Source organism: Segetibacter sp. 3557_3, assembly GCF_004354985.1.
Lineage (GTDB): Bacteria > Bacteroidota > Bacteroidia > Chitinophagales > Chitinophagaceae > Segetibacter.
In genome coordinates this window covers 533,353-555,258 of sequence record NZ_SMSK01000001.1, presented here as the reverse complement: position 1 = coordinate 555,258, position 21,906 = coordinate 533,353, and the positions used below count along the sequence as shown (strand labels likewise).

Sequence of the window (21,906 nt, the reverse complement as noted above, 5' to 3'; positions counted from 1 at the left end):
GGACCCAGCCATCGAACCCTGATTGGTCATGGTTGCCGCCCGGCTGCGCCAGTCTTCGGGGCGTCGCACTCTTGAACAGCCAACCTTTATGCGTCTGTTTATCGCTGCAACAAATGTGGTTTACAAAGCGCCAACGCTTTTGAACAAATTTTATTAGATCCAGGCAAACTTGATGAGCGAGCAATGTGCAGCCGGGGTCAGTTCAAGTAATGAAAAAGTTCGGCGACCGTTTGGGGGAACCCGGTTGCACGTTGCAAATTGTTCATCCATTTAACCAAATGCACATCAGTGCATATGATCTATCTTGCTGGTAACAAAATGTAGCGTCATGAGAATACTTTTTATGGCTGCCTTTAGCCTTGTTTTCATAACAGCTCAGGGGCAAAACCTAACCCCCGAGATGCTCTGGAAACTTGGCCGGGTAAGCGCAGTAGGAATTTCTAAGGACCGGTTAAATGTTGTTTACACAGTTAGCACACCTGCTGTTGAATTGAACAAAAGCAACAAAAAAACTTATCTTATCTCGTTGGATGGAGGTTTGGCTAAAGAAATTGCCGATAGCAATTCATATGTAACCAATGACCGGCTGTCACCGGATGGAAAGTCGTTGTTAACAATTGCAGATGTAAAACTGCGCAAAGTTTTTGGTAAGGATTATTACCCGGAGCTCAGCAAATCCGATGTGCAGATCTACGACGAACTGGGATACCGGCATTGGGATGAATGGGAGGATGGTGCATTCAGCCATGTTTTTATTACCCCGGTAAGCAGTTCAAAACCCGGGCAGGGTATTGACATTATGAGCGGTATGCCCTTTGATTGCCCGCAGAAACCACATGGCGATAATGAGGATTATATCTGGGGCCCTGATGGAAAGTCGGTAGTATATGTAACAAAAGAAAAGGTTGGAAAGGCTTATGCATTAAGTACCAACACCGACATCTTTGAATACAATTTGGCGGCAAACAAAACAGTTAACCTGAGCCAGGGAATGCAAGGTTATGATGTTAACCCAGAATTTTCATCCGAAGGAAAACTGGCATGGCTCAGCATGAAACGCGAGGGTTATGAAGCCGACAAGCAGGACATCGTCGTACGCGAAGGTAGCACCATAAAAAACCTAACACAGTTCTGGGATAATAGCGTGCAAAGCTTTAAATGGAGCAGTGATGGGCGAAGCATCTACTTTACGGCAGCTATTGATGGAACACTTCAACTCTTTAACGTAGACAACCCCGGTTTGACTGCAAAGGTGCCCGACATCAAACAGATTACCAATGGAGACTTTGACGTTAATGCAATTGTAGGCCAGGTTGGTAACAGGTTAATTGTAAGCCGCACCGACATGAACCATGCGGTTGAACTATATATCGTGGATCTGCAAAACGGCTCGATGAAACAGCTGACTCATGTAAATGATGACGCTTATCAGAAGATTTCTTCAAGTAAGTTTTCGCGCCGGTATGTAACCACCACCGATGGAAAACGAATGTTGGTATGGGTGATTTATCCACCTGGATTTGACTCCACGAAAAAGTATCCTGCACTACTGTATTGCCAGGGCGGGCCGCAGTCTCCCTTAACGCAGAGTTATAGTTTCAGGTGGAATTTTTCGCTGATGGCTGCCGGAGGCTATATTGTCATTGCACCAAATCGTCGCGGAATGTACGGCCATGGCCGTGATTGGAATGAACAAATCAGCAAGGACTGCGGCGGACAGGTGATGAAGGATTATTTAAGCGCTGTTGATGATGTGAGTAAAGCTGCGTATGTAGACAAATCCAGGATCGGGTGTGTTGGAGCAAGTTATGGGGGCTACTCCTCCTTTTATCTTGCAGGCATTCACAATAACCGCTTTAAAACCTTTATTGCACACGACGGTGTATTCGATCTTAGAAGCATGAGCGGTACAACGGAAGAACTGTGGTTTACCAACTGGGAAAACGGAGGCTACTATTGGGATAAAAACAATAAGGCGGCACAGAAAACTTTTTCTGAATTTAACCCGGCCGACCTTGTTGCCAGGTGGAACAAGCCCATCCTTGTGATACAGGGCGGAAAGGATTTTAGGGTACCGATTGAACAAGGTCTGCAGGCCTTCCAGGTTGCACAGCTTCGTGGATTGAAGAGCCGGTTGTTGTATTTTCCGGAAGAAAATCATTGGGTGTTAAAACCTCAGAATGCTATTGTTTGGCAACGCGAGTTCTACCGGTGGCTTAAAGAGACGTTATAATAGTGGAGCCGTATGGCGCTCTTTCTTCAACCTTCGGGCGCAACTATAGCTGACGTACCTGGTTACTTCCTATGTCATTGGATTGGTGCAAATCTAACCAGCCCTGGAGGTAGATTATGACAACAAGTTTAGTTGTCAACAGGTGGTTTAAACTAAACGCTGATATTGCGGTTGTATAGTTGTAGTACCGGTATGTTGATACCCGGGGAAAAAAGGTGTCGAGGTGCAGGCTGAAACCCCCTTGACGTTGACAGCAGGGAATAATATTTGAACGTAATAGCTTACAAAATCTTTCTTATGCACGAGCGAAAAGTTGTTTCGGGTTTAAACACCGAAGAAATCTGGCAACAAATCGGACAGGATCTTAATGAAGATTTACTGGAATACAATGTACTCATCCGGCAAGGTGATAAAGAGATAACCCTTGATATCGACATCGACCTTGGCGGTGGTTTCGAAGGCGGTTATGCCGAAACTGCCCTTGTTTCTCCCCTGCTCAATTCAGATGATTTTCGGTTTGCGATTCACAAAGAAGGCATCGGGGATGAAATTGGAAAGTTCTTTGGCATGCAGGATATAAAGATCGGCTATGATGAATTTGACAGGCGGTTTATCATAAAGACAAATTCACCTGAACGTGTTAAACAACTTTTTACCGACGAGCAGGTGCGTTCGACTTTGCTTTCGATGAAAGAGCCTTTTACTTTTGGCACGATCACGCACGACGATAAGAAGGTCCTTGAGTTTTCAAGTGATTCGGGGATCACTGATCCCGGGTTGTTAAAGACGATATACCAGGCTTTCTATGCCGTGCTGGTTGCACTTGATGAGCGTTCTGCAACTTGACGGACATCCCGCGGAACTTCGAAACAGTATTAATTTAGGTAGCGAATGGTTATGCGAAAAAGCACAGGGGGTTAGCTTCCTTGCTATCGCCATATGCGGCCAGTTCAAGGCAGGGTAACCCACGCATCCATCCCAGGTTGTTCAGGATCATCCGTCGCTAGAAGACGTCCGGCTTTCCCAGCTGTTTACGAAGTGTGAATACGTAGCCCCGCGTCACTCTCTAGAGCAAACTTTTTTTCCCTGGCCCGATTAGCTGGGTTCTGATGAAAGATTTATTGCCCGTCTTTCATTTTAAGTACAAGGGCTTTTAGGGCAACAAGCTGTTTTTTAATCAATTCTTTTGTTGGCTCATCGGTAAGCTGGCCTTCCGTAAATTTCTTCGAAACCTGTGTAATGGCTACTTCGGGTTTATATACGGAACGCATGTTTAAAAATTGGAAAACCGGGTGGAAGGCAACCTGCATGCGTAATGTTCCGCCAAGTCCGGGTGTGGCGCCCATTAGAGCAACAGCTTTGTTTGCCATTGGCGTGTCCTCGCCTCTTGATGCCCAATCTATCGCGTTTTTCAAACCGCCCGGTATAGAATAATTGTATTCGGGAGAAACGATTACGAATCCATCTGCCTTTGCCAGTATGTTCCGGAATGCGGTAACCGCTGCCGGGCGTTCAGTTGCCGTAGGTAAATCCTGGTCGGCGTTGTATACCGGTAAGTCTGCAATTGATGCAATCTCCAGCGAGACTTCTTCAGGCAATAAGGTTAGAGCTGCATGTAAAAGCGCAGTGTTAAAGGAGTCTTTTCTTAAACTCCCGGAAATTCCAACAAGATGAATGTGCGGCATATGATGATTATGATGTAGGGTCGTGAAGATAGGACAAAAACAAAAAAGGGTTGTTATGCGTCCGGCTGATAGCATCCCTGTTTAAGTAATGGTGTGTTGCAGTGCCTGAAAGAAAATTATAAACCGGGTTCCAGTAATGGCAAAGGGCTGATCATCCAATCAGCCCTTTGCCTTTGCATTACGAGGATAATTAATTGATAATCGTCAGTTGCTTGGTGTCGGTAAACAACAATTTGTTTTGTTTATCGGTCACCGTTATCCGGTACATCAATGAGCCGGATGATGCACCTAGTTGTGATTTTGTAAGCTGCAAGTTGTAAAAACCCGCAGGCTGCCGGGTGTTTACCACGGTTGCGATCCTCGTGCCGTTAATCGTAAAGACATCCAGGACAACATGGCCTGCCTGGGCAAGCTTATAGCTGAATGCAGTTAATTGTTTTACGGGATTGGGATAATTCTGCGCCAGCACAAACCGATCGGATTCTGAAATGGTGATCGCCACTACGTTGCTAAATGTATATGAGCCATCTTTATGTTGTATCCGCAACCGATATAGGTACTTGCCCTCAGCAAGGTTCTCGTCGTTGGCTACATACGTTGAGGAAAAGACCTGCCCTACCGGCGTGGTCGTGTTAACTGTTGTCCAGTTATTCAGCGCCACTGTTGAAGTTCTCTGGAGCTCGTATTGCAGCAGGTTGACTTCGTTAACAGTGGTCCAGGTAAGGCGGGCGTTTCTGCCGATTAGCTTGCCTGAAAAATTTGTTAATGTAACCGGTAACGGAAGTACTGCTTCGTCCGCACCCATGTATGGGCGAATGGAGTCCCTGACGTTTTCGTCGAAGTCTGTGAATATGATGAAAGGAATTCCTCTCAGACTTGTGTCTCCGACGGACGAACCTGATAGATGCAGGTCCGCTGTTGTTGGATCAAGAAAGCTAACCGGGATGACCCGGGAATTGGCATCTCCGGACGAAGCAGAGCGGAATCCTGCAATGTCCAGGGTTGCTGAACCCCAACGTACATTGGTACTACTGTTCCCGGCATAAAGGTTATTGAAATCGGATGCAGCGGGACCCCAGCCTGTCGATGGAGATTGATGGTTATTGATGATGGTATAATGCATACCTGTTCCAGCCGAGCGGATGTTGTAGAAGATGTTGTTCCTCAACTGGATGGTGCTGCTTACTCCCAAACCATTGCGAAAGAACGCAGCTGAGTTGTTGCTTCCAGCCGCAGTTCCGCCTATGAAAACGGAATTATAAACCAAGCTGACGAGGGAAACAGCGGCGTCGTTCTGTATGCCATAAACACCGATATTGTTCTGGACACCGATACCTAATGAAACCATATTGTTTTGTACAAAGATGGTATCCCTGTTAGCAACGCCTTTAAACAAGATGCCGGAGGCTGCTGAAGACAAAGAGGTGGTAGATGGAATAGATAAGTTGTAAATCCGGTTTTTAGCAATGGTAAGCAGTTCGTTTGCCGATGTTGTGGCCACAATCCCATTCACGGTGGTATTTGTATTGGTAGCGTTACTGTTGGTTAAATCGAAAATGGTATTACCGGAGATCATGGAACCAGTTACCGGCAAAGCATTCTGGTACAGGATACCTGCCACCCCGGTACCGTTTGCACCAGACACCGTCGACCGTAGATTCGATACCGTATTCCCGCTGATGTGATACTTGCCGCCAATTGCAGCTATGCCTACAATATTGTATGGCGTTGTTGGTGTAGGAACAGTCATGCTAACGTTTCGAACCACGTTGTTTGAAATGGTTGTAACGGAGTCTCTTCCCAGGTTAAGATCGATCCCCCAAAAATTGTTCGACGATCCTGAACTCAGGGAGAGCAGGCCTGTTGCCCCCGGCATACTTCCACCCACGTAATTCCCTGTGATCGTATGGCCAGAGGATGTGATGTTATTCATTGAAATTGCTCTAATTAAAGTAAAAGTGCCCCCGTCGAAATAAACATGGTTATTTGAAATTGTCCAACGGTTTCCAAGGCCATTGTTGAGAGTGATTGCTCTTGCCAAAACGTTTCTGAAGTGATTACTGTCGATAACGTTATTGTTGTTGGCATTGGCACCTGAACCATCATTTATGATCCCTTGTCGCGGCTGCGTTTCAGAGCTTGCAGGAGCAAAGAAGTTATTACTGATTATGTTGAAGCTGTTCCCTCCCGCTTTTGATGAACCACGGAACATCAGGCTACCAGACTGATTAGATGTATTCGCATTAGCGCTCAGTACTTTTGTGTAAGTAACCTTGTTATATGTGGCGCCATTCATTAGTGCGATACCCCCGGTACCTGCTGTATTTGCCGGAGATGTGTTGTCGATGATTAAACTCTTAAAGGCGCCGGTGCCCCCTGCTCTTCCATCAATGGTTACATGACTTGCCCCGTTCAGTTTAATTAAACCGTCGCCTGTCACCGTGCCTGAAAGTGTCGGAGCAGCATTCAACTCAGGACGGATGGTAAGTGTGTTGGTGACATTTGCATTTGGGTTGTCGAGAATTTCAATTGGGTAAGTTTCCGCGTTACCGGTATAAAATGAGGTCAGTTCAAAGATTACCGGCCCACCTATGCAGGTCGCGGTATTGTAATCTGCTATTGCTTCTGTTAATGACGTATAATCGCCCGACTCGCCGATCTTATAGAGACCTTCAAGGCGACGAAAAGAGATCATAACAGAGTCACTGGCTGAACATCCACCGGAAGTTGCAACAACTGTATAGTAGCCAGCCTGGCCCCATGTTGCATTGTTGATTACCGGGTTCCGGGTAGCTGAAGTAAATCCCGCCGGACCGGTCCACGTATAAGAAGCATTTTGTACCGAGCTATTTGCCGTTAAGTTAATTGTTCCATTTACACAAGCCGGGGCGAGGTAATTGGCCGTAATGTCGGGCAGGGCGCCTGCACCGATTGTGACGCTTGTGCCCTGGGTGGTTGCACAGCCATTACCGCCCGCAATCGTGACATTGTAATTACCGGTTGCCGCTGCTGTAACGTTGGTAATCTGTGGATTTTGCGCGGTGGAGGTAAAGCCATTTGGCCCGGTCCACAGGTATGGAGATATGTTGACGTAATTTCCGTTGTACCTGCCAATCGATTGTGTAATTGCCGAAGTTGTTGTCCAGTTTGAAGCGGAGTCGGTGTCAACAGCAGCTGTTCTTATGATCCCTGCCAGGTTTGTTGCGGCGGGTACATTACCAAACCAATCTGCGGCTGTAATGCCCGATGATGCGGGCCATGTATACCCATTCGTTGCAACAACGTCTATCATATTGCTGCCTGATCTTAACAGGAAGCCGGCACCTGTTGAGGATGCGATAGGGTTGAAATTACCTCCGGTGTTATAGTACCGGTTAGTTTCATCATCAGCCCCACTTCCCAGGTGTAGTACCAGCACCTCGTTGGGCGGAATGATTGCACTGGCTGGAAAACGATATGATCTGTTTAACGATGTGCCTGTCCAGAGCTCAAACAGCACCCCCGACAAGTTGATTGGGTTTGCATTATCCAGGTTGCTGATCTCAACAAAATCATCTGCGGGCGCGACTGAAACAAAAGACGGATAAGGTTCTGTAGCACCGGTTCCTCCCCTGAAATGAGTTACTTCGGTGAATTTTGCTGATGCATATTTATTTGCCTGGGCCGGTGAAGTAAATAGCTTTAAGGTGCCACCTATACAAACCGGGCCGTTGCTGCCGGTAGACGATGGGCTATTTGGTACATGAACCGTTGTTGTTGCAGTTGCCATGCAACCCTCTGCATTAGTGATGCTCACCGTATAAGAGGTTGTAGTTGCCGGGGTAGCAATTACGGTTGTACCGGTAGTTGTATTAAGTCCTGTTGCCGGTGCCCACGTATAATCGGCCGGTGTAGGTGAAGCGGCACAACCATTTAGCGTTACAATCGGCCTGTTGTTGTTGATTTGTGTTCCGGGACCGGTATAGCCGCACATTGATCCGGCATCGGATCCCGTAATAATTGAATAACCTACAAAACCCGGTGAGCCGAATTTAACGGAAGCATTCGCCGTTGCATCGTTTGCCGGCCCGCTGTCGTTATTATAACAGATCTCGACCACAAGGTTGGATATACCATCCCATACGAAAGCATTATTAAAGGTATGGGTGTTTATACCCGGCACAGGTTGGTAGTCTACAGGGTTCAAAACCGTTGCTGAATTGTAATCTGGTATTCCGGTTAACACCGAGTTCCTGGTTTGCGCAAGCTTTATGGTAAACCCCTTGATTGTTCCGCAGTTGTTTGTATTTACAACGTCAAATCCAATGGATGTTATTTTTGTTCCGGCAACCACACCCATTGCGATTAACTCGGAAGAACGCAACAGGATGTGCATTTTAGCACTTTCGAAATAATTACCATAAACATAGGGGTAACCCGTTGATGTATTTGAGTTGGTGAATGTGCCTATCGTTGCGGAAACATTGCTGCCTGTACAAGGGACTGTGCTGATGCCCGAGCGGGTGGGTTCCATTACCGTAAGCGTTGCACCTGCAGGATCACATATGGCGGTGTCAACAGGGATTAAGGTGAGTACCGGAGCCTGCTTAACTACAACCGGAAGATTTGCTGCTGTCCGGCAAACTCCATTAGAGGCCGAAACTCCCACATCTCCGCTCCGGCTACCACTCGGGTAACTTACCAGGATGGATGGTGTTCCCTGTCCGCTAAGTATGCTTGCGCGGGAAGGCACACTCCACCGGTAATTTGTTGCTCCGCTAACTTGCGGGATGCTGTAGGTTATACCGGATGTTCCCGCGCATAAAACAGAGGGGCCGCTGATTGCTGACACCGGACTTACTCCAGTGGCAGGGACCGTAGCATTAATCGCGATTGCACGTTCACTAATTGCGCCGGTGCTGATGTTTTTTGCACGTAAGGTAAACCAAAAGTTTGCGCCTGCTGAAAGTCCGGTTGCGGTATAATTGCCCGATGTAATGTCGGTGTCAAATGGTAGCCATTCGGCAGAGGCGGTATCTAACCGGTACAAGTCGTAGTGTGTAGCATTTGCAACAGGGGTCCACTCAAAGGTTAGGGTATTTGCTGTACACGAATTTTTTACCAGTCCCAGATTTTTAGGTGTTCCAAGAATTTTAAATGGCGCATCGCTTACATCAGAAATGTTGCCGCTGATTACCCTTACAAGCGCCTGCGAAGTGTTTAAACCCGCAGGAACTGTCCACGCAAGCCGGGTTGTATTTGCTGCAACCGTTGTTGAAATGTTTAACCAGGTTGAACCGTTATCGGGCGAGTACTGCACCGTTTGTGCGCCGGAAATGCCTGCGTTGTTCCAGGTGATGGTTTCTTCCGAACCCGGATCAAGTGACTCTCCCCCGTTTGGGTAGGTAAGCACTATTGACGGTAAATCGATTTGCCAGGTAAGCGAATATTCCTGTGCATTGCCCACCGGTACGGCTGCCCCAGCCACGCTTAAGATGTAGTTTCCACCCGCGGGATTATCGATTGTAACCTGTTCGATATTGCCTACACTGTCAACAGCCCTGGTTGCATTGTTTGCAGGATTTACCGGGTCGAGTGTCCATGGAAGCGTGGTGTCAGCGCCGTTGACTACAGCAAGATTTAAATTGTTCACGAGGGCCCTGCTTGAGTTGGCTGCCCCTGCAGGATCGTTCCACGTCAACATCACCTTTAGTTTAGCCGTGCCCTGGGGAACCGTGATTAAAGTAGTATTTACCAGTGCAGTTGTTATACGGTTTAATACGTAGCGGTTTTGTTCCAACGCTTCAACTGCTGCAAGCCCATCGATCCTGCCAAAGCCAAAGCGATAGTCGGGTCCGGGATTGCCGAGGTCTCTCGCGGTATTACAGGCAACGGCCTTGATCAATGATGAAGGTGGATCGGTATTGTTATTCAGTTGGCGGTAGCGCTGCACCACCAGGGCGAGTGTACCTGCAACGCCAGGAGTGGCCATCGATGTTCCGGAGATCGTGCCGTAGCTGTTTAAAGGCAGGTAAGTTGAAAGCACGTTGGAGCCAAAGGCGCTCAATTCGGGTTTGATCCTTCCATCTGCCGCAGGACCATAACTACTACTGGCAGAGATTGCCTCAGTGGTCGCGATATCACCAACAAGAATGTTATTCTTTGCTGTTTTACCAAAGCCTGTGATCGTGTACCATCCATTGGGACATGATGTTTGTGAGTTTCCCGAAGAATGAACGTGCAAATGCCCGGTATAGGTATTCAGGTTGATATCTGTGTTCCGGCTGGTTGCCGTATATCCAATCTGGTTGCTGGTTACATTACATGCAGCGGGAGCGCTGCCGCCATAGGAGTGATTGCTCACGGCAAGATTATAATCCCGGATGGCATTAAAGAGTTCATTGGTAACTGTTCCGGTGAAATCGTATGAGTAAAGTGTTGAATTAGGTGCCATTCCCCTTGCTTTGGGGTCAATCACACCTTTGCCGCCGATGATGCCTGCTACATGGGTAGTATGCGAGTTAGGTATTCCCTGCTCCATCAGGAAAAGGCGTCTTGATGCCGGGCTAAAATCGACATGGGTACTTACTTCGCCTCCATCCCATATGCCAATGTTCACGCCATCGCCTTTCAGGTTTCGTATACCATCATTTAAAACGTTTACCCTATGAAGGCTTCTGCCGAGTAAATTCTCTTCGCGATTTGGTGGATCAATCGGTTCTACCCATTGTACAAATGGAAGGTCTACGACTTCTGTTATTTTGTTTAAGGGTACCCGCAAAATAAAACTCCGGTACATCGGTAATTCCTGGAGGATGCTGGTGTTTAAACTTTCCAGCGCTGGTAACAGGCTGGCTACATTAACGGTCTCATAGGTGATGACCGTTACGTCAGCATAGCCGGCCGCCTTAATCGCATGTGCGGGAAAGCTGACTTTCAAAATCTCAGGAGTTGTTTTTTGAAATACTTCCAACCGGAAAACACTCCGGAGAGGAAGTGCCTTTAGGGTTGATACGTCGAATTGCTGCGGTATAGCCGCCGTGTAGGTGTTATTGGGTAAATAGTCGAATAATTGAATACCCTTTTGAGCAATTGTTTGTTTTACGGTTTCGCCAGGAAGTTCTGTAAACTGTAATGCAACATAATATTTAGCGCTAAACCTGCTTTTCTGAAACAGGAGGGAGTCGGGCGAAAGTGTCTTAAGGTTTTCTGGTGGTGTATACTTTCCTGAATGCAGCAAAACCGAATAGTCCCTCTTCGACTGGCTAAAGTTTACAAACGGAAATAGGATGATAATCGTCAGCACCAAAGCACTGCGTAGAATTGGGTTCATAAGTATTGAATTACAAAAGTTTAACGAGCATTTCAGCGTTTAAAATACGGATTAATCAAACACAAGTAATTATGCAAACATTAAATAATAGGTATAGCTGTTACGCTCTTGGGTTAGCGTTGTCTTGGAGCAGGTGTCCGCCAATTCCCGAGCATGTCCCCATAAACTCATGAGCACGCCTGGGAATTTGGTTGAACAGCGGTGACCATTGAAGCAAATCGATAAAGCGGGTTTAATCGGAAACTGACATAATTGTCGTCTGCAATAATTGAGTTGGCAGCCATGTGCTTTTCATCTATCCAGCTGTTGTGGCCACATGTTATCAAACCAATTGTGAGCGGCCGCCATGAAAAGATGGGGTACAAGGGAGTGACACAACCGGGGTTGCCCCGCGGTATGCTGTTGGCTCCAAAAAAATGCTATGGCTATTGAGACCGGTATATGGGTCGGTAGCTGCAATGCAGGTTTTAAAATTTGCCGTTTACCTTAAAGTGTATAATTTCCAACGTACCTCTTTGTCAATTTAAAATGTAACATGCGCAACTTACTTCCCGCTCTCCTGCTACTTGTAACGTTAACCAGCCGGGCACAGCTAACGGTAGAGAAAATCATGAAGGATCAGAAATGGATAGGCAGCTCTCCGTCAGGTTTGAACTGGGCAATGGATAGCAAGTCTGTATTGTTTAACTGGAACCCTGAGAGAAATGTTTCGGACTCCGTATATGCATATACGGTGCAAACAAAATCCATAACAAAGGCTAACTATAACCAGGCTTTGCAAACGGCGGCCACGGGAAATGGATCTTACAATACGGCCCGTACCCAGCTGGCCTATGCATATCGAAACGATATTTTCCTGCTCGATATAAAGACAAACAAAACAACCCGGATTACTCAAACGGAAGACATCGAAAACAATGCACGGTTTGCCGCCCGGGATCAATGGATTGTTTTCAACAGGAACCAAAATCTATATGCCTGGGATCTTCAAACCGGTGTCACCCGGCAACTCACAAATTTCGCGAGGTCAACCGAACCGGTTGCAACAGCAGGTGCAAGAACAGGTGCAACAGGTAACAGGACTGCTACGGCCGCAGCCGGCAGCCGTTCTGAAGGTGCCACACCAACAGTTTCCCAGGAGCAGTGGCTGAAGGAAAACCAGCTTACTACATCCGATGTTTTAAAGCAACGGCAACTTAAGCGAGCGCAACGCGACTCATTCCTGAAGTCAATGAAGATTGCGGATACTGTTAAGGCAATCGCGATTGGAGACCGCCTTGTACAAGGAGCGCAGGTAAGCCCGAACGGAAGATTTGTGACCTACCGGCTTACACAATCTGCGTCGAATGCAAAAACGATCATCGTTCCTGATTATGTTACAGAAAGCGGGTATACTACTGATATACCCGGGAGAACAAAGGTTGGCGCACCAACCGGGCGGTCGGAGTTTTTTGTGTTTGACCGTGAACAGGATAGCGTATTAGCAGTTGCCACGGATTCGCTGCCGGGCATTATGGATGTACCCGACTACATGAAGGATTACCCGCAGAAGTTTGCCGGTCGAAAGCCAACGCCAAGAGCTGTTGTGGTAACCGGGATTAACTGGAATGAAAGCGGAAGCAGGGCAATCGTCGATATCCGTTCGCAGGACAACAAAGACCGTTGGATCATGGAGCTGGATCCCGCCCGTGGTAAACTAAAGGCAGTTGACCGGCAGCGGGACGAAGCCTGGATTGGTGGTCCCGGGGTGAGCGGTTTTGCTGCAAAAATTGGTTGGATCAATGATAACGAATGCTACTTTCAGAGTGAGGCTACAGGCTATTCGCATTTGTATTCGTACAACTTTGTCACCGCATTGAAAAAGCAACTTACTACCGGAAATTACGAGGTTCAGGACCTGGTACTCTCAAAAGCTAGATCACATTTTTACCTGCTCAGCAATGAAGAACATCCCGGCAAACAGCACTGGTATCGAATTAAAACCGATGGCAGTGGTAAAGAAAAGATAACCACGATGACCGGCGGGTATGAAGTCTCGATGTCACCCGATGAAACATACATTGCTTACCGGTATTCGTATATCAACCGTCCGCCGGAGTTGTACATCCAGGAAAATGCCGCCGGTAAAAAGGCGATCCAGGTAACCGATAAAGGGCAAAGTGAAGAATTTAAAGCGTACCCATGGCGGGATACCAAAATTTTTACGATTACCGCAAGAGATGGTCAGCCCATTCATGCACGGGTTTTTGAACCGCCTGCGGGCAAAAAGAATAATGCAGCAGTGATTTTTGTGCACGGCGCCGGCTACCTGCAAAACGTTGAATATTGGTGGAGTTCCAGCTATCCGCGGGAGTATATGTTTAATAACCTGCTTGCAGATAAGGGCTATACGGTTATCGACATCGACTACCGGGGCAGCGCGGGTTATGGTCGAAACTGGAGAACGGGTATCTACCGGTACATGGGCGGCAAGGACCTGGATGATGAAGTGGATGCAGCAAGGTACCTGGTTAAAGAAATGGGGATTGACTCCAACCGGATAGGAATGTATGGTGGAAGCTATGGTGGCTTTATGGGGCTGATGGCCATGTTTACCCAACCAGGTGTTTTTAAGGCAGCTGCTGCTTTACGACCAGTAACTGACTGGGCGCATTATAATCATGGTTATACATCAAATATCCTCAACGAACCTTTTAATGACAGCATTGCTTATGCGCGTTCGTCACCAATCAATTTTGCCGCGGGCCTGAAGGATCATTTACTGATCTGTCACGGTATGGTAGATGTAAACGTGAACTTCCAGGACGCGGTTCGGTTAAACCAACGGCTCATTGAACTCGGCAAGGAAAATTGGGAACTCGCAGTTTACCCGCTGGAGGACCACGCCTTTGTAGAGCCCAGTAGCTGGACGGATGAGTATAAGCGGATACTGAAGTTGTTTGAAACGACCTTGAGGTAGGTTGGTTGATCAGTTGAGAGGTTGATCAGTTGAGAGGTTGATAAGTTGACTGGTTGATATGTTGATTTTTAAAGCCCATTAGTAGATTACGGTGCAAGCGTTCGACGCCCCCGTCCGAATGGCTTCAGCCGGGCGGACGTTCGACTGGCGCAGCCGGGCGGGAAACCATGTGCAATAGCCATCCTATTGCTGGTCCAAAAAACACATAAGTTAAATACCGAACATCTTTTCGTTTGTAATCATCTATGGCGTTTAGTAAAGCAATTATGGACCCGGCTTCAGGTATTTTGTGAGACATCGTTGCGTCGCACTCTTGTACTTTGTAGCATAATGGCAACTCGATCCAATGCAGCTGGTAAATGAAATGTACTAAGCATTTACTGTCCATTTTTCTTTAGTCATGTGAAGTTCATATCGTAAGGATCGAAGTTTCATTATTATACACCACGCTTAAAACAACAAGCCGCAGAATAGTTCCGCGGCTTGTTGTTTTAATACTTATGAACTAATGAATTTACTTATCCCACCAAACCCGGTCGGTGAGTTTTGCACTATGTTGTGGCTGGGGATTGGTATTGATCTCGGTTTGTGGATATAGGAATCTTCTTGGAACTTCAGACAAGGCATTTGGTGGTGGTGTCAACAGGGGATAGCCTGTGCGCCGCCAGTCGGTATAGTTTTCAACAGAAAGGAAATTTGATATACTTTTCTCTTCCATGATACGCTGCAAGGCATTTGCAGCCGTCAGGGTGCCTCTTGCGTTGATATAATCATTTGTTGCGGTTGCACTCACACCCAGCTTAGTCATGTGCGACCGGATGCCGTTTTGGTAGATCGGCTGTGCTGCTGCAGCACCGGATTTAATGAGTGTTGCTTCTGCACGTAAGAAAAGCGCCTCTGAGTAGGTAAGCAGGTATAGCGGCGAGTTGGCGTTACCGTATGCGGGTCCGATTACCGAAAATGTATTCAGGTTTGGTAATGGGCCAACATACCCGATCTGTCTGCCGCGGTATACATTATCCGATTTCGCGGGCGCAATTAATTGGCCGATACGCGGATCGTTGCGGGCCAGTAGTGTGTCAACAATTGTCGATGCCATAATTAGGGTCTCAACAGGTCGCATCAACAGGTTGTACCGGTTTTCAGAGTTTGCTGCTCCCGGGTATAACAGTCGCATGTCGTCCGCGTTGGCGGTCATGCCACTATCGAGTGCTGCTAGTGCAAGATCAGCCTGTTGTGCAGCAGGATACACTTTCGTGAGGTGCATATGGTAACGTGCCTTCAGGGTAAAAGCAGCCCGTTTCCATTTAGCCATGTCTCCCGCATAATACATGTCGTCAGTGCCCGGTTTAATGCCGGTGTTTTTGTTGATGTCTGCAATACCATTGTCCAGCAGCGATTGCATCTCCTTATAAATATCCTCCTGCTTATCGTAGGCGGGCAAGAAGTTCTCGCTGCCCTTGAAAGCCTGGCTGTAGGGGATATCACCCCACATATCCGTCGCTATACCAAGTGTATAGGCAGTAAGTATTTTTGAGATGCCGGCATAGTTAAGGTTGCCATTTTTTTCTGCCTGGGCCTTTAAGACCTGCAGATTTTGGAGGCAGACCACATAAACATTCAACCAGGCTTCATCAAAGTTGGTGGGTGTGTAATTGTACGTACCAAAGTTCGGGATCGGCTGGTTTAGTGCAATGTTCTGCATGACCTGGTTTAAATGCGCAAATGCCGAACCCGGTCCGCCAGCAGCAATATTATGCGTAATGGCATGTTCAATGGGCAAAAGCAACAGCTTCTCCGTTACTTCCGTTGGTTCATTCGGATTTTTGTTGACGTCGATAAACTTTTTGCAGCCGGCGCCTATAATGGTCGTGAGTATAAGTAGGGAATATATTATTTTTTTCATTCGTGTTTTTTTATTGATCGCTGGAAAGAACGGGCCTATTTAAGTGTGACACTTAGCGTTAAATTATAGGAACGGGATGTTGGTACGGAGTAGCCGTAAACACCTTGTGAACCGTTTGTGCTGCCAAAAGTGCTTACCTCCGGATCGGAACCGGTAAAATGGGGTGCATGTATCCAAAGGTTCCGCCCGGTAGCAGTCAGTGAGGCTGATGCGAACGGCGTGCGTTGCAGCAACTTCTGGTTGAAGTTGTAAGAAAGGTTTACGTTTCTCAATTTAATATAAGTTCCATCCTGTATCACCGATTCGTAAATCAGGTTTAAACGCTGGTAATAACTTCTTGCGGTCACCACCTTGGTATTTTCTTTATTATCAACAGTGCTAATTCCTGGTATCACCCGGTCTTCACGATTTTCGGTGACCTTTGGTGTGCCATAAAAGTAACCATAACGATCATCTGAATTGAGGATGTCGCCACCCTTACGCATGTCGAAAAAGAAGCTTAGCGCCAGGTTGCCATAGCGAAATGAGTTATTCAGTCCGCCAAGCCAATCCGGTTGAAGATTGCCGATTATTTTTGTTCCGCTTACAATTGGTAAACCGTCTTTGTCGATCATTATCCTTCCTTCATCATTATAGACATAACCGGTGTTGTAAAAACTACCATAAGGCTGGCCAACAAAAGCGAAGGTTTGGCCAAGTGAAATATTGGTGAGACCTGCGTTGACCTTTGTTACCTCATTTTTGATTTTCGTATAGTTCACCATAACGTCCCAGGTAAACTTGCCGGTTTTAACAGGTGTTCCACTCAATAATACTTCTACGCCTTTGTTAGTCATATTGCCCGAGTTGATGGTGGTAGAACTAAATCCAGTTGCCGCAGAAATGGGAACACTGCTGGTGAGCAGATCGTTGTGCTGGCGGCTAAAGTAACTTGCTTCTAATCCGATCCGGTTGGCTAGGAACCGCATTTCAAGCCCAGTTTCAAATTCGTTCGTCCTTTCATTTCTCAAGTCAGCGTTTCCAAGATTACTGGTCAGGCGAAATCCGGCACGCCCGTCGAAAGGGAAATTTGCCGGCCGCGAAAATGGCGTGGTGAGGCTGTAGGCACCGATGTTGTCGTTACCAACCGCAGAATAGGAAACACGTACTTTACCAAAATTGATTGCCCTGCTGGAAAACAGTTCGGAGAAGATAAAGCCCATTGAAGCCGAACCATAAGGATACCAATTATTGTCTTGCGACAGTACAGAAGATCCATCATACCTTCCGGTTAAGGACAGGTTTAACAACCTTTTGTAGTCCACGTTTGCCTGGCCATAAAAACCAACCTTCCTTGTCAGGCTATAGGTTTGATTTGCAACAATGGTTGCCGCATTGGTGACATTTGTAAATGAAGGGATGGTTAATCCGCTTCCGGTAATATCGTATAATTGGCTGTAGGTAGATAGTACGTTGTTTCCAACAAGCAAATTGACTCCAAAGTCGCCGTACGTTTTATTAGCCTGGATGATGAGGTCATGATTGAACTGGCGGAAATTATTGTTTTGGTCACGTATGGTTCCGGTTGTTCCTACCAGGGTGCTTGGCGCTTCATAGTATTTGGTCTGATCTGCATAGATGTCGGCACCAAGGCGCTCGGTTACGCTTAGCCAGTCTGTTGGCGCATAGGTAAGGGTAAAGGTTGGAATAAAACGGTTCACCCTGGTTTCGCGTTTCGCATTTTCAAGCGCCCAGTAAGGGTTGTTGCGGGAAGCCCTGAATACGCGTTGGTTGCCCTGTGCATCATAGATGGGCAACGGGTTCCAGGTAAATGGGGCCGTATAGACGGTCCAGATCGGGCTGATCAGGTCGTATCCTTCAGGAATACGATGGTTTACGGAAGATGCATAATTGAACTGGAACACACTGGTGAACTTGTCGCTTATTGCAGTAGTATATTTTGCAAAAGCCGTGTGCCGTTTTAAGTCGGTTGTTGGTACGGTACCTTTCTGATCCAGGTACGAGTAGGAGAAGAAGTAATTCGATTTACCTACCCCGCCGTTCACCGATAGCGTATTAGTTAGGGTAATGCCATTCTGGAAGAAATCCTTCATCGGGTTCCTGTTATAAACAGGTTGGCCATTAACCTTCAGGGTATCGATACGTGGTCCCCATACCGTGCTTGTTTTTACGGTTTCGCCATTGGCGTAAACCCCAAAATCACCTAGCGCATATTTATCCTGCACCTCGGGAAGGATTGGTGTTTCCAGTGAGTACTGGGTGGTAAAGTTTAATTGAGCCTTGCGGTTGCCATTACCATTTTTTGTGGTGATCATTACCACACCACGAGCTGCCTTCGCACCATAAAGTGCCGACGCTGCAGACCCTTTTAATATATTGATACTTTCAATGATGTTTGGATCAATGTCGGAGAGCCTGCTGGATCCTGAACCCGGACCAACGCCCGCCCCGGTCTCGCTGTTATTGATGGGAACACCGTCTAATACAATCAGGGCCTCGTTATCGCCCGTTAGCGAACTTGTACCCCGGATGACAATCCTCGAAGAACTACCCGGTTGTCCGGTAGATGACGTAACCTGAACACCGGACACACGGCCGGTGAGTGCATTGAGCACGTTGGGCTCTTTTGTGGCGGTTAATACATCACCTTTAACCTCCTGTGTACTGTAAGTCAGCTGGCGTTTTTCGCGACGTATGCCCAGGGCGGTCACTACTACCTCGTCCATCATTTGTGATTGCCTGTTTAAGGCGATGTCAAGCGTTTCGCCGGGTGTTGCCGATATTTCTCTTGTTGCATAACCCACTGCGCTAATTACAAGGGTACTTTTCGTTTGCAGCGGTAATGCAAATGATCCATCTTCTGTAGTAAAGGCACCGCGTGTGGAGTTTTTTACAGTAACAGAGGCGCCACTTACCGGCGAGCCATCTCCTGTGTGCACCTTACCCCTTACTGTTCCCGTCTGCGCTTTCAGCGTAAGACTGCAACAAAACAAAACACCCATGCATAACAGGTTGATAAACCTTTGAGTCATAAATTAAGTTTTAAGGTCAAAAAAGAATTCCAGGGAAAAGTCGTAAGGCAAGTGCCGGTAGATTAGCAGCTCAAAGCATAAAAATATCGTATTATTACGGCCACAGCTACGCAATTATTAACCAATATTTCCTGCTTTTTCTAACTGGTTTACCGGTGAGACATTTGTTTGTTTTAATTAGCTGCGTCATTTCTAAAGGTGTTCAGTCGGGTAAATGTGTTTAAAACGCCTGCCCGCCAACCTTTTTAATCACCCCTTGTCAGGTTTTACAACCCCATACCCAAGTTAATTTGCGGGAACAAATCATTAAGATTATACTATGTTGCTTTCTGCACACAATAGGTAATTACACTAACTTCCGCTTTTTATCTAAACTCATCCTTAACTGCTTATGTCGGAAACAACCTTTAAACCTTCCCTCAAGTTATTAGATGCAACCATGATCGTTGCCGGTTCAATGATCGGCTCGGGAATTTTTATCGTGGCGGCTGATATTACCCGAAATGTCGGCAGTGCAGGCTGGCTGGTTGCAGTTTGGTTGATTACCGGCTTTATGACCGTTTCGGCGGCACTGAGTTATGGAGAGTTAAGTGCTATGTTTCCGAGGGCGGGTGGACAATACGTATACCTTAAAGAGGCCTACAACCCCCTGATTGGGTTCCTTTACGGCTGGAGCTTCTTTTCCGTTATCCAAACGGCAACGATTGCTGCAGTTGGTGTCGCTTTTGCAAAATTTACCGCGTACCTCGTTCCGCAACTTAGCGAGGACCTTGTTGCTATAGACCTGGGGTTTATTGCCATCTCCCCTGCTCAATTGCTTTCGATTCTCGTGATTATATTACTTACCTATATTAATACCCGTGGCATTAAGAGCGGTAAGCTTATTCAAACCACTTTCACCTTAACCAAGTTGCTTAGTCTTTTTGGACTCATCATCTTTGGCTTAATTATGCTTAAGCCCGAAATCTGGGAAGCCAACTGGACAAATGCCTGGAGCATGCAGAAATTAAATCCCGACGGCAGCACCGCTAACTACACGATGATTGCAGCACTGGGTGCAATTGCCGCAGCAATGGTTGGGTCTATTTTCAGCAGCGACTCCTGGAACAATGTGACATTTATCGCCGGCGAAATCAAAAATCCTAAACGCAATATTGGACTGAGTTTATTTCTCGGTACAGCCATCGTAACGATCATTTATATTGCTACGAACATCATGTACACCGGGGTGCTTCCCCTGCAGGAAATTGCTTCGGCCGAAAAAGACCGTGTTGCTGTTGTAGCATCCAATGTCATCTTTGGTAATATCGGGACAATCATTATTGCCCTGATGATTATGATTTCCACTTTTGGTTGTAACAACGGGCTTATTCTTGCCGGTGCAAGGGTTTACTATACCATGGCAAAAGATGGTTTGTTTTTCAAAAAGGTCGGAACACTCAACAAGAATGCCGTGCCGGCTTATTCGCTTTGGATGCAATGTGTTTTCGCCTGTGCGTGGAGCCTTAGCGGCAAGTACGGCGACCTGCTCGACATGATTTCATTTGTGGTTGTTGGTTTTTATATGCTTACGATTGGGGGCATATTTATCCTGCGCAAAAAACGTCCCGATGCGGAGCGTCCATACAGGGCATTTGGTTACCCTGTTCTGCCGATCATTTATATCCTGATGGGATTAACGTTTTGCCTGTTGCTGATCGTTTACAAACCCCGCTTTACCTGGCCGGGACTCATCATCACCTTGCTGGGTATACCCATTTATTATTTGGTGGTTGCCAACCGGAACAACAAAAGCAATCCGCCAGATGAGGGCGACCAACCCAACCTGGTGTATGAACGGTCAAAGATTGAAAATTAGATTTTAAAAATAAATGAGATGGCGGCCCGTATGGCCGCCATCTCATTTATAGCCTGATCGTTTTTCTTGTGACCAGCGGGGCAACATTTTCAACATCGTTGCCCGCCCGGATGAGCCATTCGGACGGTTGTCACTCACTTACCTTTTCTTCGCTATTAAGCCTTTAAGCTAACGTTCCCCTGAAGGAGGCAGCCATAGTAAACTCCATCTCTTGAATTTTTAGAACAGCCTTACGTGGATCACCGATCCTGCTCTCTCTAACGCTGCAGGCGTCTCTTTGCTAATCAAGTATTAAAGCATTTTTCTTCCTTGCGCTCTTTTGCGTGTATTCCCTTAGGGTACTCTGCGTTAAACGGTTTCTTAAACGCCGAAGGCAGTGATTACGTTTTCTATTCACCGGAGGCTCCTATGGAGCCATAAACCATTTTCCATAAACCTCTCTATAAACAGGGCGCTCCTATGGAGCGGAAAACTCAGGCGATTATTCGAACGAGGTTGTAGAAATATGGTGGATATCAATTTCAATGGTTAAATGTTATAAACACCCACTCTGCGCCCTCTAACGCCGAAGGCGTACCTCTGCCAACTCTGCGTGAATTCCTCCGCTCCTCTCCGTCTCTGCGGTAAATAGCTTTTTACGCCGAAGGCGTCTCTTTGCCTACCTTCTGAATCGATACCGCATTTATTCTTCGTTGCGCTCTTTGCGTGTATTCCCTTAGCGTACTCTGCGTTAAGTGGTTTCTTAAACGCCGAAGGCGGTCATTACGTTTTCTATGCACGGGAGGCTCCTATGGAGCCATAAACCATTTTCCCTAAACCTTACTATAAACAGGGCGCTCCTATGCAGCGGAAAACCGATCTAGCGATCTAGATTAAAATTTAAAAGGGCTCTACGTGGATCACCCACTCTGCTCCCTCTAA

8 protein-coding genes are annotated in these 21,906 nt (G+C 46.9%); 4 read left to right on the top strand and 4 right to left on the bottom strand.

Annotated features, from left to right (window positions below; all coding sequences use genetic code 11):
* Nucleotides 1-328: 328 nt before the first annotated feature.
* On the top strand, nucleotides 329-2,233 hold the full coding sequence (locus tag EXU57_RS01860) for a S9 family peptidase (RefSeq protein ID WP_133266456.1): 1,905 nt from the start codon (nucleotides 329-331) through the stop codon (nucleotides 2,231-2,233).
* Between the two features lie 297 nt (nucleotides 2,234-2,530).
* Nucleotides 2,531-3,079 (top strand): hypothetical protein, encoded by a 549-nt coding sequence (locus EXU57_RS01855; protein ID WP_133266455.1) that lies wholly within the window; start codon nucleotides 2,531-2,533, stop codon nucleotides 3,077-3,079.
* A 272-nt stretch (nucleotides 3,080-3,351) separates the two neighbouring features.
* On the opposite strand, the gene EXU57_RS01850 is transcribed toward EXU57_RS01855, so the two are convergent.
* Together EXU57_RS01850 and EXU57_RS01845 are read right to left on the bottom strand one after the other, a co-directional pair.
* Nucleotides 3,352-3,918 (bottom strand): NADPH-dependent FMN reductase, encoded by a 567-nt coding sequence (locus tag EXU57_RS01850; protein ID WP_133266454.1) that lies wholly within the window; start codon nucleotides 3,916-3,918, stop codon nucleotides 3,352-3,354.
* Between the two features lie 190 nt (nucleotides 3,919-4,108).
* Nucleotides 4,109-11,230, bottom strand: a complete 7,122-nt coding sequence (locus tag EXU57_RS01845; protein WP_133266453.1) for a S8 family serine peptidase — start codon at nucleotides 11,228-11,230, stop codon at nucleotides 4,109-4,111.
* Between the two features lie 535 nt (nucleotides 11,231-11,765).
* On the opposite strand from EXU57_RS01845, the gene EXU57_RS01840 reads away from it, so the two are divergent.
* Nucleotides 11,766-14,189 (top strand): S9 family peptidase, encoded by a 2,424-nt coding sequence (locus EXU57_RS01840; RefSeq protein WP_133266452.1) that lies wholly within the window; start codon nucleotides 11,766-11,768, stop codon nucleotides 14,187-14,189.
* Nucleotides 14,190-14,703: 514 nt separating this feature from the next.
* Here the strand turns inward: EXU57_RS01840 and EXU57_RS01835 are convergent.
* Together EXU57_RS01835 and EXU57_RS01830 are read right to left on the bottom strand one after the other, a co-directional pair.
* Nucleotides 14,704-16,095 carry a SusD/RagB family nutrient-binding outer membrane lipoprotein gene (locus tag EXU57_RS01835; protein WP_133266451.1) on the bottom strand — a complete coding sequence of 464 codons (1,392 nt, stop codon included), beginning with the start codon at nucleotides 16,093-16,095 and terminating at the stop codon, nucleotides 14,704-14,706.
* Between the two features lie 35 nt (nucleotides 16,096-16,130).
* The gene (locus EXU57_RS01830; protein ID WP_133266450.1) at nucleotides 16,131-19,127 is read right to left on the bottom strand and encodes a SusC/RagA family TonB-linked outer membrane protein; all 2,997 of its coding nucleotides are present in this window, start codon (nucleotides 19,125-19,127) and stop codon (nucleotides 16,131-16,133) included.
* Between the two features lie 391 nt (nucleotides 19,128-19,518).
* On the opposite strand from EXU57_RS01830, the gene EXU57_RS01825 reads away from it, so the two are divergent.
* A complete protein-coding gene (locus tag EXU57_RS01825; protein ID WP_133266449.1) occupies nucleotides 19,519-20,985 on the top strand; it encodes an APC family permease in 1,467 nt (488 codons plus the stop codon).
* Nucleotides 20,986-21,906 lie beyond the last annotated feature (921 nt).